This is a genomic window from Methylophilus glucosoxydans, assembly GCF_042676145.1.
Taxonomy (GTDB): domain Bacteria; phylum Pseudomonadota; class Gammaproteobacteria; order Burkholderiales; family Methylophilaceae; genus Methylophilus; species Methylophilus glucosoxydans.
This window is the reverse complement of record NZ_JBHTJW010000002.1, coordinates 1,594,194-1,608,786: the sequence shown is the minus strand read 5'-3', so window position 1 is coordinate 1,608,786 and position 14,593 is coordinate 1,594,194. Positions and strand designations below refer to the sequence as shown.

The following is a 14,593-nucleotide window of genomic DNA, read 5'->3' as shown; positions in this document are numbered from 1 at the left end:
GCATCACATAGGATAACCAATCAACAAAGACGCCCAAAGTTTCAATGCCTCAATGAGTTTTTCAACCATGGTATGAATCACATCCATCATGCGCCCCTTTTTTTGACTGCATTAGATCATTAGAACTCTTCCCAATCCTGATTATCAGTGCCAGTTTTCGCGGCTTTAACGGGTTGATGACTGGCTGCAGCAGGCTTGGGCTGGCGCGCAGGCATGGAGGCTACCGGCGCACGGCTGGTCGCCGCAGGACGAACCTGTGCATGTGTTGCTTGGCTTGAGCCGCGCAGTTTAAACCTGTTTACTGTATCCATGAGGTTGGATGCTTGCTCTACCAGTGACTCCGCTGCTGCTGCCGCTTCTTCTACCAGGGCTGCATTCTGTTGTGTCACCTCATCCATATGGTTCACGGCATCGTTGACTTGGTTAATCCCGGAGCTTTGTTCTGCAGATGCCGCCGTAATTTCACTCATGATATCGGTCACTCGCTGTACTGAAGTGACGACTTCATGCATGGTTTCACCAGCCGTTTGCACCAGTTTGGTCCCATCAGCCGTTTTATTCACTGAATCGGTAATCAACTCCTTGATTTCCTTGGCTGCACTAGCCGAGCGTTGTGCAAGGTTGCGTACCTCGCCAGCTACCACGGCAAAGCCTCTGCCCTGCTCGCCGGCACGTGCGGCTTCAACCGCCGCGTTCAAGGCCAGGATATTGGTCTGGAACGCGATACCATCAATCACCGAAATAATATCTTCGATCTTGTGGGCACTTTCATTAATGGCGCTCATGGTCGTCACTACGTTGCCTACAACGTCACCGCCGCGAATCGCCACTTGCGAAGCTGCTTCAGCCATCTGATTTGCCTGGCGCGCATTCTCGGCATTCTGTTTCACAGTAGAGGCCAACTGTTCCATGCTGGAAGCTGTTTCCTCGAGGTTGGAAGCCTGTTGCTCCGTCCGGCTGGAGAGGTCATTGTTACCACTGGAGATTTCATGGGCAGCTGTATTTATGGTTTCACCTGCTTCGCGGACACGCACCAATATGTCGCTAAAAGTATCCAGCAACTGGTTAATAGCCACCATGATTTTCACAGATGAGCCTTTTGCTTTACTTTCATCCAATCTGGAAGAAAGGTCGCCATCTACAGCATTTTCAACCACCGTTTTAATTTCATTTTCAAGACGTTTTTCTTCTGTCAAATTGACCCATTCAACCACACTGCCCATGCGCTCACCATTTTCGTCAATCAATGGATTGGCAGTCAGACGGAAAAACATATTTCCAATGGGCAGCTCAGCCACGTGCTTGCTGGTCAGGCTGGCCAATAGATTGCGTTGATGAGCCGGATTTTTATGAAACAGATCAAAATTTTGACCAATCAGTTTTTCAGGATCAAACGCTGGGAAGATAGATTTGAACGTGTCCGCAGACTCCCGCATTAAACTCAATGTGGTTGGATTCATATAGGTAATCACGCCATCATTATTAGCCACCATCAAATTATTTGAAGAAGACTCGAGCGCCTGCTTGATCATGGAAGCTTCAAGCGCTTTCACTTTTTGCTGTTGGTCGGCCAATACCGCCTTGGTAATATCTGTGGCAAACTTCACGACTTTTTCCGGTTTACCGTCCAGACCCAAGATAGGACTGTAAGCTGCCTGCAGATAGATATCCTTGCCTTGCTTGCTATACCGATGGTAGACGCCTGCGTCGCTTTCACCTCGCTTCAGTTTGGCCCAGAAGTCTTTGTATGCTTCACTGTTTTTATAGCGTTCGCTGACCAAAATGCTGTGATGCTTGCCAACAATCTCTGAGAGCTCATAGCCTGCCAGATCCAGGAAAATTTTATTCGCAGACAAGATGTTGCCAGACATGTCAAACTGAATGACTGCCTGTGCACTGTTCACTGCAGCAACCTGACCCTCGAAGTCCAGTTGCTTTTGTTTTTCAGCGGTGATGCAATAAGAATAGACTTTAACTTTGACCGGCTCACCAGTAGCATCCTTGATCGGTACATAGCTCGAACTAAACCAGTATTCTTTACCTGTTTTGGAAACACGGCAAATTTCAAGCTTAGCGTTTTGTCCTTGGACCAACTTTTTCCACATCTGCTTGTATTCATCGCTTTGTGAGGTGGATTGATTGATGAGCATGGAGACATGCTTTCCAAGAACCTCTTCGTGGCGGTATTCAAGCGGACCCAAAAACATCTCATTGCAGGACAGAATATGTCCCTGCATGTCGCACTCCATGACGCCAAAAGACTGATTCAGGGCGATTTCCTCTTCCTGCAAAACCAGATTACGTTGTTTGTCCGCTGTGATATCCGTTAAGTAGGCCACCACTTTACGCAACTGTGTGCCTTGCATCACAGGCGCGTAATATCCCTGAAACCAGGTATCCTGCCCGCCTTTATTGACCAGCTTGAATGACCCCACTTGAGATTGACCAGACTGCAAGGCAGCCCAGAACTGTTCGTACTCGGGAGTATTCGATTCAGACTGAGCTAATAAACTGCGATGATGCTGCCCTACCAGCTCATTTGTTTGGTATCCCAGTGATTGACACAGATTGTCGTTCACATGGCTGATTTTTCCCTTGGCATCCAGCTCAACAATGGCTCTCGCTTTGTTGATTTCTGCCTTGAGTGCACTAAATTCCGCCACTTGGTTTAATGTATCCTGATAACCCCGAGTGCCTGCTGCCAACTTGTTAATGATTGTAGAAAACATTTTTTATCCTTGAATTAGCTCTATCGAAGAGTGGCCGAATTTATGTTTTTTATTATGGTTGCCGGTTTAGTATTAATGTACCGCGCTATCTATCAGCTGCATTTCATCGCTGGTCATCAGTTTTTCGATGTCAACCAGGATCAGCATTTCCTGCTCAATGGTTGCCAATCCAACGATGTATTTTGTGTCTATGCGTGTGACCAGCGAAGGCACTTCACGTAAGTGCTCCTCACGTAACTCACGGACATCGGACACGCCATCCACAACAATGCCAACAATGCGGCCATTGAGGTTGAGGATAATCACCACGGTGAATTCGTTATACTCGACCTTGCCCAAGTTAAACTTGATACGCAGGTCTACAATCGGCACGATCTTGCCGCGCAAGTTAATGACGCCTTTGATAAACGAAGGCATGTTGGCGATCTGGGTGACTGCATCATATCCGCGAATTTCCTGTACCTTGAGAATCTCGATACCATATTGTTCGCTGCCCAGGACAAAGGTCAGGTACTCGCCAGCGGCTGTTTTCAGGCCGCTACCTGCGTTACCGCTTAAGGCATTGTTCATTTCTGTCGTAGTGCTCATTGCATATACTCCTTATGCATTGATGTGATTTTTTGAGGTTGGGTAATTCTGGCTGGAAAAAGCAACGCCACCAGTCACGTAATTCGTGGTTTGTCCCATTTGGATAATCGCCGGTACATCCAGAATCAGTGCTACTGAACCGTCGCCCATAATGGTGGCGCCAGAGACGCCGGGAATACGTTTGAAGTTGGTTTCCAGGCTCTTGATCACCACTTGCTGCTGACCAACCAGACGGTCTACAAACAGGGCAGATTTTTTGCCATCGGCTTCCAGGATCAACAAGACACCATCGGTCGGATTGGTGATCTGGGTAGGATGGTTAAACAAGGCATGCAAGGCGATAATCGGCAGATATTCTCCACGGACATGCACCATCAGCCCCTCGCCTGTGACCGTTTTCAGGTCTTCTGCACGAGGTTGCAAGGTTTCAACAATCAGGTTCAGTGGCACCACATAGACGCTCTTGTCCAGCGACACCGACATGCCATCCAAGATGGCCAGCGTCAGTGGCAAGGAAATCGAGATGGTCGTGCCATAGCCCAGCGCAGAGCGGATTTCAATATTGCCGCCCATGGCCGTGATATTCCGTTTCACCACATCCATGCCAACCCCGCGGCCAGACACATCAGTCACCACCTCAGCGGTAGAAAAGCCCGGGGCAAAAATCAAACTATAAACGTCAGCGTCAGACATGCTTTCACTGACTGGCAAGCCGTTAGACATGGCTTTAGCCAGAATCTTGTCGCGGTTGAGGCCGCCACCATCATCGGTGACTTCAATCACGATGCTGCCGCCCTTGTGTGCCGCAGACAGGGTCAACGTGCCATTCTCGGCTTTGCCTAGCTGTTTACGCACTTCCGGTTTTTCAATACCATGGTCTACACTGTTACGCACCAAATGGGTCAGAGGATCCACAATCCGCTCAATCAGGCTCTTGTCGAGCTCTGTCGTGGCACCGCTAGTGACAAAGTCCACTTTTTTGCCCAACCTGCCTGCCAGGTCACGCACCATACGAGGGAAGCGTGAGAATACAAAGTCCATCGGCATCATACGGATAGACATCACGGACTCTTGCAGGTCACGTGTGTTACGAGTCAGTTGGCTGACACTATTAATCAGTGCTTCGTTATCCACAGGGTCCAGTGCATTGACACGCTGTTCAATCATGGCCTGGGTAATCACCAGCTCGCCAACCAGATTAATTAACTGGTCAACTTTTTCAATCCCGACACGGATGGAGCTGCTTTCTGCATTTTGCGCTGCCGCCGGTTTATCGGACTCACGGCGTTGTTGTGACCTGCGGTCCTCTTTCACTTCTTTAGGCGCCGCTTCAGCCACTTGTGCAGGCGCCGGTGTTGCCGCAGCTTGCGCTGCGACGGCAGTATCGTCACCGATCAATTGTGCTTTGGGGGCATCTGGGTGTGGCTTGAATGGGGCAAAGAAGCCGTAACCATCCTCCTGACGCTCCTCATTATTAGTGCCAAACAGGCCATAGCCCATTTCTTCAGCCACCTGAACTTTGCCATTACCAGTCACTTCTGCAGCGACCGGCTGAACCGGGGCGGCCTCCGCTGTTGCTTCAGGCTTGATAATCGGATCATCATCGAAGAAGCCATAGCCCAGATCTTCCTCAACGGGTGCGGCAACCGCGACGGCAGCTGCAGGCGCAGGCTCTGGCGCGGCGGCGGCTTCTGGCGCTTTGGCGGCCTCGCTCGCTACCTGAATCACCAGTGCGTCAGGGTCTACAATAAAGGAACAAATCGAAACAATGTCATCTGCACTCGAATCGGTTTTAACCAACAGTGCATGTGAGCCTGGCGCACGCTGATACACGGCCACCTCACCTAACAAGGCTAACTCGTCTTTCAAGTTTGCCAAGTCGCGCTCGGTAACTACCGGCAAGCCGACGTCATATAAGGTGATGCCCTTGGCTTTTTCATCTTCACTGACAGACAAGGCTGGCTTTTCAGCACCGACGACCAACACTTCCGGCTCTGGTGTCGCAGCTGCAATGACAGGGTCTTCGGGAATGGCGCTTTTGCCTTCAGACAAGGACTTCAGCATCATGGAGACATCGCCGACTTGCTCAGCATCTACTGCTGAACCATGTCTATGCCCATCCAGTTGCATCTTGATCACGTCTTTGGCGGCCAAAAAGGCGTCCACATGCTCTGTGGTCAATGCCATTTCCTGCTTGCGAATCTTATCAAGCAGGTTTTCCAGAACATGGGTAATCTCTGCCATGTCCATAAAGCCAAACGTTGCCGCGCCCCCTTTGATTGAGTGCGCAGCACGGAAAATCGCGTTTAACTGCTCGATATCAGGTGACTCTACGTCAATATCAAGCAACAGGCGCTCTGCTTCGGCCAATAACTCTTCAGCCTCGTCAAAGAACACCTCATAAAACTGGCTCATATCCACTGTCATTGTTTACTCCAGTCCCTTAACCTTGTGCCCTTAGGCACCAATTACTTTTTGTACAACTTCAATCAGACGTTTTGGATCAAATGGTTTTACCAACCAGCCATTTGCACCAGCCGCTTTGCCTTTTGCCTTCATTTCGTCTGATGACTCGGTGGTCAGCATCAAAATAGGCACCTTCTGGTAAGAAGCCAATGTACGCAGGTTGGTGATCAGCGTCAGCCCATCCATCACGGGCATGTTCTGATCCGTCAAAACCAGGTCAACGGTTTTCTCTTTTGCTTTGTTCAAGCCATCCTGACCATCGACCGCCTGTACCACATCATAGCCAGCCGCTTTCAGGCTAAAAGCCACCATTTGACGCAATGATCCGGAGTCGTCTACTGTTAAAATTGTTTTCGCCATGTTTGATTCGCCTTTTTCACTAATTTTGTAAAACGCCGCTGTGACTAAAATAAATCGATATCACCGGTTGCCAAGTCCTGCTGGTTCACTGACTTGCGTAAATTGCCGGTCAAATGCTGGCTACCCTGATCAAAATTCTGGTTCAATTGCTGAATGAAGCTTCTGATTTCCTCATGCTCGTCATCCGCTGCCATCGGAAACTGATGGCTGGATAACTCATGTAACAGCACTTTTAAGCCGTTCACCCGATTAATCGTCCGTTGCAGCAATTGATTGGTCATGTCCTGAAACTGCATGCCAGTCACCACTTTATTCACTTCCTGACCAATATTGTCCTGAAACACCTGCAACTGCTGCATTTCTTCAGGCTGCAACTTGCCTGCCTCTACCAATAACTGGAGGGCAGACTGTTGCTCCATTAACTGGGCATACACATTCATAAAGCTGGCACTGAGCTTTTCAATCGCCTCATTGAGCAAAAAGCTGGTTTGCTGTAAATCGGTTTCGATTTCGAGCAAATGCCAATCACCATGGTGCGAAACTGCAGCCAGTAACTCTCTTAGTTCTTCTATGGGCAATGTTTTCATAGTGGTCCTATCTTGCCTGATTCCCCTGATTTTCAATCAAGAAATAAGCATCATAAAAATGACTTATTTCTTGCGCTTTTACCGTTCCCTGTTTTTTACTCCGCAGGTGTAGCGGCGGTTTTCTGCAATGCATCGACTTGCGAATGGTCTTTTTCACTGACAGAAATTTTTTCGTTATCCTTGAGTAAATCCTCTTCGGTTTCCTTGTTCATCACGATCAGACTGATCCGGCGGTTAATCGGATTGAACGGATTTTCCTTGTCCATCATGATGGCCGAGCCCATGCCAACCACACGCAATAACTTGGTCTCATCCATGCCGCCGGCAATCAGCTCTCGCCTTGAAGCATTGGCACGGTCGGCCGAGAGCTCCCAGTTACTGTAGCCCTGATCACCGCTGGCATAAGGCGTGGCATCGGTATGCCCAGACAGGCTGATCTTGTTATCCACGCCATTGAGCGTTTTACCAATCTCTCGCAAAATTTTCTTGGCGTAAGGTTGCAAATCTGCGCGCGCGTTTTCAAACATCGGGCGATTCTGTTCGTCGATAATTTGTACGCGCAGGCCTTCCGCTGTCATGTCCAGTTTTAATTGGGATTTGAATTGCTTGAGCTCAGGATTTTCATCAATCGCCTGTTCAATCTTGGCCTTGATTTCTTCCAGCTTGGCTTTTTCTGCCTTCTTAAGGACTTCTTTTAACTCTTCTTCCTTAATCGTTTTGTTACGACCAGGGTCGCCATCGACCGGCTTCACCTGACCTTGCTTGAGTGTCACATCCTTGCCGCCGGTATTTTTCAAGGCGGAATCACTGGCACCCACGCCCGGGCCCATGAGCACGACTTTAAGCGGGGTTTTAAAGTATTCAGAAATGCCTTCACGTTGTGCTTTAGAGGTGGAGCCGAGCAGCCACATCAGCAAAAAGAACGCCATCATCGCCGTCACAAAGTCGGCGTAAGCGATTTTCCAGGCACCCCCGTGATGACCGCCGCCGCCTTTCTTGATTTTTTTAACGATAATGGGGGCAATATGTTCTTCTGCCATTTTCGTGGTCCTCTAGGGTTGGTCCTGTGCTTTATTTGGATTGATCTTGTTTGCCAGGCTTATTTTTTAGCTTGCTTGACGTAATCTTCAAGCTCAGAGAAACTTGGACGCTCAGTGGAGTACAGGACTTTGCGGCCGAACTCAACAGCAATTGCAGGCGCATACCCATTCAGGCTGGCAAGAAGCGTCACCTTGATGGTTTGAAAGACCTTGGAGCTTTCTTCCAGCTTGGCTTCCAGCACCCCAGCCAGCGGGCCAACAAAGCCATACGCCAGCAAAATACCGAGGAAGGTACCCACTAGGGCGTGGCCAATCAGCACACCCAGTTCGGTGGGCGGCAAATGCAAACTTTCCATGGTGTGTACCACCCCCATCACCGCAGCTACAATACCAAAAGCTGGCAAGGCGTCACCGAGCTTTGCAATACAATGCGCTGCCACATGGCCTTCCTGATGGTGGGTTTCAATTTCGTTATCCATCAGGTTTTCAACCTGGAAGGCATCCATGTTGCCGGACACCATCAAACGCAAGTAATCACAAATAAACTCGACCACATGATGGTCATGCTGAATTTTGGGATATTTGCCAAACAAGGCACTGGATTCAGGATCTTCAACATCCTTCTCGATCGACATCAGCCCTTCTTTACGAATTTTGGTCAGAATCTCGAACAGCAAAGCCAGCAAATCCATATACATGGCTTTGTTGACATGGGAGCCTTTGAAGGCATTTGGTAAGTCTTTAAGTGTGGCTTTCAATGATTTGGCATCATTGCCGACAACAAATGCACCTACAGCCCCACCGAAAATCATCACGACTTCCAATGGCTGCCATAGGCCACCCAAGTGCCCCCCGGCCGCTGCGTACCCGCCAAAAATCGCCCCTAAAATAACGACATACCCGACAATGACTAACATGCCTACACTCCACAATGGTTTTACCAATGTTAAAAGCATAGCAACAGGCCAAGGAATTCAATTATCCAAATAAAAGGGCTTTAGCCCCTTATTAAATATGGTTAATTCTGGTTAGATTTCATGCCAGTAACGACAGGCTTAAGCGCCTGCGATGGCGGATACAAGAAAGGAATAAAGGCTGTCTACAGGCTGTAGACGTACAAGGCAGGGGCGTTTTTTTGCGGATAGATGATTCGTTGTGCCGTCATGTCTGGCACAGGAAACTCGGAGCTGGCAAACAGCGTGCCAGCCGGCATCTCTGCCCTCACCTTTTGCCAAACATCGGGCATCACAGCAGGCGACAAATAAGCAAAGATGACATCAAATTTTGCAAAGTCCAGTTCGCGGTAGTCACCGAGCGTAAATCTGGCACTGGTGCCAGAAAACAATGCTCTGACCGCACTGACCGCCCATGGCAGCGGCGCAATTTCGATACCTGAAACCTCGTCATGCACACGCTGGCTCGCCAAAAACAGGGCCAGATCCCCAATCCCGCTGCCAATATCCAGCACTTTGAGCGGAGTATCATCGCCATGCTGCTCCAGCACGTGATGCAGCGCGCGCCAGGTGGCAGGAAAAGAAGGGTAAAATGGGACCCGGGTGTTGTGTACAGACCAGTACAGGGTCAAGGTAATGATAAATCCAGCCAGATAAACCGTGGCAGGCAAGTTAATATACTGCATGCCAAGGACAGCGACTGGAAAAATTGCATGAATCCAGCGCCACCAGACAGGCATCTGCGCGGCTTTGGCCAGCAGGCTGACCAGACAAATATGCAGGAGCAGCCAAATCCAGACATGCTCTAGCGAAATGCCAAGATGGCTTAATTCAAATGCGAATACACTGTTGATCACGCCTGGCGCGAGGCCCGCGATCAACAGTATACTCAGCGTCTGGATCAGTAATGCCTGGCACCACAACCGTTTTGGTAGCAGGCGCTGTAGCCAGGGTTTGGGCAACAGCGTCTCTACCGAAAGTTTGGCCGATGGCATGCTGAATCCTTTCACTCACAGAGTGTCGTGACACTGATCCGGCTGATCAGGCAGTCATGGAAACCAGTTTGTAGCTCAACTCTTTTGCCTTTTTGGTTTTGCCGGCACGTGAAGGCACATGGCACAAGTTGCAGACATAGTTCTGGTTCAAATCATAGCTATTGACGATGTATTGACCACCACAGCAATGACAGACTTTAGTTGTCAGCATCTTGCTTTCAATAAAACGTACCAGTGTCCAGGCACGTGTCAGTGACAACACAGGCTCTTCTTTGGCGTCGGCATCAGGATGCTGTACTTGTTGCATATACAAGGTATAGGCTTTGATGATGGCCTGGATGCCGTCTACCCCTGCGTAATCAACCATAAAGCGATAAATGTTGTAGAAAATAGAGGAGTGAATGTTTGGCTGCCAGGTCAAGAACCAGTCGGTAGAGAATGGCAACATGCCTTTTGGAGGAGAAACGCCTTTCATCTCTTTGTACAACTTGATCAGACGCTCACGTGACAATGTGGTTTGTGATTCGAGCAACTGCAGGCGGGCGCCCAGTTCGATCATTTGCATGGCCAGTTGAATTTGCTCTGCTTCGTTTACTACACTCTTCTTTTGCATGATATCCTCTTTTCTCTTTCTAATCGCCGTGTGGTTACAACTACGCTGGTTATACTGTGGAATCTGCGGCCTGGGCTGACATCAATACCGCGGTATGCAGATGGGCTTGGGCAGGGTCTTTGGCATAGCTGGTCAGCATTCCCAGGATTTCGCTATCATCAAAGCGGAAGCGGGTCAGCAGCATGTTGGTGTTACAGAGTTTGAGTAACTGCAGATTGGTCAAGTTTTCGAGCAGATCTGCAATTTCCTTGTTAATGCCAAGGCGGAAGATGGCAGTGGCTTTGTCAGCACGGATCAGTTGTTGCGCCAACATCAGGTAGTTCAGATTGGCATCTTTGATTTCAGCGAGTAAATCGTTTTGCATGTTCATGATCTTTTCTCCGTTTTTTTGCGTAAATTTAAGTCCGCCTGAGCGTTAGGCGTACTTTGCGCGCAATCATGAACTGCAACAATCAGGGTTTGTCGGTTTATTTTGTAAGACAGACGAAAACAGCCGTGTAGGCGTTTGTCTTACAAACCCCTACACGGCATTATTCACTAACAATAATATCAATCACTTATCGCTCAAACCTAAAGTTGAGCTACAAGTTCTTTATGTGCAGTGTGTCAGCATTTTTTGATTTCCAATTCAAAAATTAATTCAAGTTTTCTTGTTGTATTCCGTAAACAATGACTTTTATTCGTTTTTAAGCCGTCTTCATGGTGGCCAGATACTTTTTCAGATATTCCGGTTAACGTCCCTACTTGATAAAACTTTAGGGTGCGTAATCAAAAAAAATCCAAAAATTTGATAAGTCACTGTTTATTAATCAAAAATATTTTTAGATTTTACACCCCTTAACAACAGGCAGGCAGCAACTGTGAGAAAGCGGTCAATTCGCCCTTTTATTCCCAACTTAGAAATACATTTATCTAGCCAATAATCACTCACAAGACACACGACATGGCGTGGTGTGCAAACCCGGAACGAGTGAAAGACATGGCAGCTGAAGACAGCGATATGGAAAAGACCGAAGACGCGTCCCCCAAGCGATTGGAGAAGGCACGCGAAGACGGCGATGTTCCCAGGTCGCGCGAATTGGCCTCTTGTGCGGTTTTGTTTACCAGCGGTATTGCCATCATGATGATGAGCAAGCCTATGGGTGAGGCCATGAAGGATGTATTGCGTCAGGGCCTGAGTCTGGACAGAGCCATGGCGTTTGAGCCGCAGCTGTTGATTGTGCATATGATCAAAGTGGTGGAACAGGCGATGTGGGCCTTTTTGCCACTGGCAGTCATTGTGGTTGCCGTAGCGATTGCTTCACCGATCTTGGTCGGTGGCTGGGTGATGTCGCAGAAATCGCTGGTGCCCAACTTTGGCAAACTCAACCCGATGAAAGGCTTGTCCAATCTGTTCTCCAAGAACTCGCTGGTGGAGTTGGTGAAGTCGATTGCAAAAACCATCCTGGTTGGTTCTGTCGGCTACACGCTGGTGAAAAAGGATTTGCAACCGATGTTGGGCTTGTCCAACATGCCGCTGGAATCCGGGATTAGCACTGTCAGCGAATTTATGGTGACCGGCTTTTTAACATTGGCTTCTGCGCTGGTCCTGATCGCCGTGATTGATGTGCCCTACCAGCTGTATCAATACGCGCAAAAACACAAAATGACCAAACAGGAACTCAAGGACGAATCCAAGGAGTCCGAAGGCAGCCCTGAAATTAAAGGCCGTATCCGTCAGCAGCAGCGTGAAATGGCGCGCAGAAGAATGATGAGTAATGTGCCCAAGGCAGACGTGGTGATTACTAACCCGACCCACTATGCCGTGGCGATCAGCTATAAAGAAGGTGAAAATGCAGCGCCTGTCGTCGTTGCCAAGGGCGTCGATGTACTTGCGCAAAAAATCAAGGAAATTGCTGCAGAACATAATGTGATGACGCTGGAATCCCCCAAACTGGCACGGGCCTTGTATGCCCATGCCGAGCTGGAGCGCGAGATTCCTCAAACCTTGTATGCCGCGGTAGCGCAAATTTTGGCTTATGTGTTTCAACTGCGCGTGTTCAAGCAGCATGGCGGCGTCCGTCCGGTCATCCCTACTGATGTACCGGTCCCGGACGCACTGGATCCACATGCACTGGTCGCAGCGCCTGCCACGGCAACAGATATTGAATAAGCAAGACTGAGGAGTATTTAGATGAATAACTGGCAACAAATAATGGGGAAATTGGACGGCCGCAGCATCGCCGCCCCGCTCATTATTGTTTTGCTGCTGGCCATGATGATCTTGCCGTTACCGGCCATCATGCTCGATGTGTTTTTCACTTTTAATATTGCCTTGTCCATCCTGGTCTTGATGATCGGTCTGCAAACCACCAAGCCACTGGACTTTATCGCCTTCCCTACCGTACTGCTGATGACCACCATGTTGCGCTTGTCGCTCAACGTGGCCTCCACCCGTATCGTGTTGACCGAGGGCCATGCTGGTCCTGACGCCGCCGGTAAAGTGATCGAAGCCTTTGGTCACTTTCTGATCGGCGGGAACTATGCGGTCGGTATTGTGGTATTCGTCATCCTCACCATTATCAATTTTACTGTGATCACCAAAGGTGCGGGCCGGATTGCAGAAGTGGGTGCACGGTTTACCCTGGATGCGATGCCCGGCAAGCAGATGGCGATTGACGCGGACCTGAACGCGGGCCTGATTGGCGAAGATGAAGCCCGCCGCCGCCGTAAAGAAGTCGGCCAGGAATCCGAATTCTATGGCGCGATGGACGGTGCCAGTAAGTATGTGCGCGGGGATGCGATCGCCGGGATCCTGATCATTATTATCAATATTGTCGGCGGGTTGATTGTCGGCATGGTGCAACATGACCTGAGCTTTGGCGATGCAGTGAAAAACTACACCTTGCTCGCGATTGGTGATGGCCTGGTCGCGCAAATCCCTTCGCTGGTGATTTCCATTGCGGCCGGTGTGGTGGTTTCACGTGTGGCCAACAATGAAGACATCGGCGGACAGCTGATTAGCCAACTGTTTGAAAATCCACGTGTGCTGACCATCACCGCCGGCATTATTGGCGGTATCGGCCTGATTCCAGGCATGCCTCACCTGGCCTTTATCGGGTTGGGGGGCTTGTTGGGTGGTATTGCTTATTCAGTCAAACAAAAACAGGAAAAAGCCAAACAGCAGACGGTGATTGAACCACAACCAGATGATAAATTGGCCCCGGCCAGCGAGGCGGAAGAAGCCACCTGGAACGATGTGCTGCCAGTAGATACCATCGGCCTCGAAGTTGGCTACCGTTTGATCCCGCTGGTCGATAAAGGTCAAGGCGGTGAATTACTCAAGCGTATCAAGGGCATCCGCAAAAAATTTGCCCAGGAGATTGGTTTCCTGGCACCGACGGTCCATATCCGCGACAACCTGACGCTTAAACCGAACGCCTACCGCATCACCATGAAAGGCGTGGAAATGGCGACCGGGGAATCTAACTATCATCAAATGCTGGCGATTGATCCAGGTGCGGTCACCGGTGAGCTTGAAGGCACCCGCACCACCGATCCAGCCTTTGGCTTGCCCGCAGTGTGGATTGATCCCGAGCAGAAAGAATTCGCACAAAGTCTGGGCTATACCGTGGTAGATCCAGGCACCGTGATTGCCACTCATTTAAACCACATCATTTCACTCAATGCCGGTGAGCTGTTGGGCCGCCAGGAAGTCCAGCAACTGCTGGATCACATGAGCAAAGAATCCAGCAAGCTCATTGAGGAAATTGTGCCCAAGATCATCAGCTTGTCCACCTTGCAAAAGGTCTTGCAAAACCTGCTCAATGAGGGTGTGCATATCCGTGACATGCGCACGATTCTGGAAACGCTGGCAGACCATGCCCAGTATTCGCAAGATGCCAATGACCTGACCGCCATGGTCCGCATCAAGCTGGGGCGTGCAATTGTGCAGGACCTGTTCCCCTACAGCAACGAAATCACCGCCATGACCTTAGATGGTCAATTGGAAAAACTGCTGTTGCAAGCATTACAAAACAACCAGTCCAGCCAGGGCGTGATCGAGCCTGGCATTGCCGAAAGACTGTCACAAGAGACCGAAATGGCCGCCAGACAGCAAGAGCAGATGGGCTTGACACCAGTCCTGCTGGTGGCTGGCCCCCTCCGCCAGGCTTTATCCAGATTCTTAAGAAGGACCGTCCCGCACCTCAGAGTGTTATCCCACGATGAGTTGCCAGACAACAAATCGATTCGTGTCACCAGTTTAATCGGAGCGCAGTAAT

General features: G+C 49.6%; 12 protein-coding genes. 2 read left to right on the top strand and 10 right to left on the bottom strand.

What is annotated here, in order from left to right:
* Nucleotides 1-119: 119 nt before the first annotated feature.
* From ACFQ1T_RS10335 to flhD, 10 genes are all read right to left on the bottom strand, one after another.
* A complete protein-coding gene (locus tag ACFQ1T_RS10335) occupies nt 120-2,729 on the bottom strand; it encodes a methyl-accepting chemotaxis protein (RefSeq protein ID WP_379076254.1) in 2,610 nt (869 codons plus the stop codon).
* A 72-nt stretch (nt 2,730-2,801) separates the two neighbouring features.
* A complete protein-coding gene (locus ACFQ1T_RS10330; RefSeq protein WP_018985225.1) occupies nt 2,802-3,317 on the bottom strand; it encodes a chemotaxis protein CheW in 516 nt (171 codons plus the stop codon).
* Between the two features lie 12 nt (nt 3,318-3,329).
* Nucleotides 3,330-5,744 (bottom strand): chemotaxis protein CheA, encoded by a 2,415-nt coding sequence (cheA, locus tag ACFQ1T_RS10325; protein WP_379076251.1) that lies wholly within the window; start codon nt 5,742-5,744, stop codon nt 3,330-3,332.
* 30 nt (nt 5,745-5,774) lie between these two features.
* Nucleotides 5,775-6,143: a response regulator gene (locus ACFQ1T_RS10320; protein ID WP_018985223.1), complete on the bottom strand. Its 369-nt coding sequence runs from the start codon at nt 6,141-6,143 to the stop codon at nt 5,775-5,777.
* A gap of 44 nt (nt 6,144-6,187) precedes the next feature.
* Complete coding sequence (locus ACFQ1T_RS10315) at nt 6,188-6,730, bottom strand: chemotaxis protein (protein ID WP_194747591.1); 543 nt, start codon at nt 6,728-6,730, stop codon at nt 6,188-6,190.
* A 95-nt stretch (nt 6,731-6,825) separates the two neighbouring features.
* Nucleotides 6,826-7,770, bottom strand: a complete 945-nt coding sequence (motB, locus tag ACFQ1T_RS10310; RefSeq protein ID WP_275355216.1) for a flagellar motor protein MotB — start codon at nt 7,768-7,770, stop codon at nt 6,826-6,828.
* A 59-nt stretch (nt 7,771-7,829) separates the two neighbouring features.
* Nucleotides 7,830-8,687, bottom strand: coding sequence for a flagellar motor stator protein MotA (gene motA / locus ACFQ1T_RS10305; RefSeq protein ID WP_194747595.1), 858 nt, complete (start codon nt 8,685-8,687; stop codon nt 7,830-7,832).
* Between the two features lie 182 nt (nt 8,688-8,869).
* On the bottom strand, nt 8,870-9,718 hold the full coding sequence (locus ACFQ1T_RS10300; RefSeq protein ID WP_379076245.1) for a class I SAM-dependent methyltransferase: 849 nt from the start codon (nt 9,716-9,718) through the stop codon (nt 8,870-8,872).
* A gap of 46 nt (nt 9,719-9,764) precedes the next feature.
* Nucleotides 9,765-10,331, bottom strand: coding sequence for a flagellar transcriptional regulator FlhC (flhC, locus tag ACFQ1T_RS10295; protein WP_194747597.1), 567 nt, complete (start codon nt 10,329-10,331; stop codon nt 9,765-9,767).
* Nucleotides 10,332-10,380: 49 nt separating this feature from the next.
* Nucleotides 10,381-10,701 carry a flagellar transcriptional regulator FlhD gene (flhD, locus tag ACFQ1T_RS10290; RefSeq protein ID WP_194747599.1) on the bottom strand — a complete coding sequence of 107 codons (321 nt, stop codon included), beginning with the start codon at nt 10,699-10,701 and terminating at the stop codon, nt 10,381-10,383.
* Nucleotides 10,702-11,310: 609 nt separating this feature from the next.
* On the opposite strand from flhD, the gene flhB reads away from it, so the two are divergent.
* Nucleotides 11,311-12,483: a flagellar biosynthesis protein FlhB gene (flhB, locus tag ACFQ1T_RS10285; protein WP_313989305.1), complete on the top strand. Its 1,173-nt coding sequence runs from the start codon at nt 11,311-11,313 to the stop codon at nt 12,481-12,483.
* 21 nt (nt 12,484-12,504) lie between these two features.
* A complete protein-coding gene (flhA, locus tag ACFQ1T_RS10280; RefSeq protein ID WP_379076240.1) occupies nt 12,505-14,592 on the top strand; it encodes a flagellar biosynthesis protein FlhA in 2,088 nt (695 codons plus the stop codon).
* Nucleotide 14,593 lies beyond the last annotated feature (1 nt).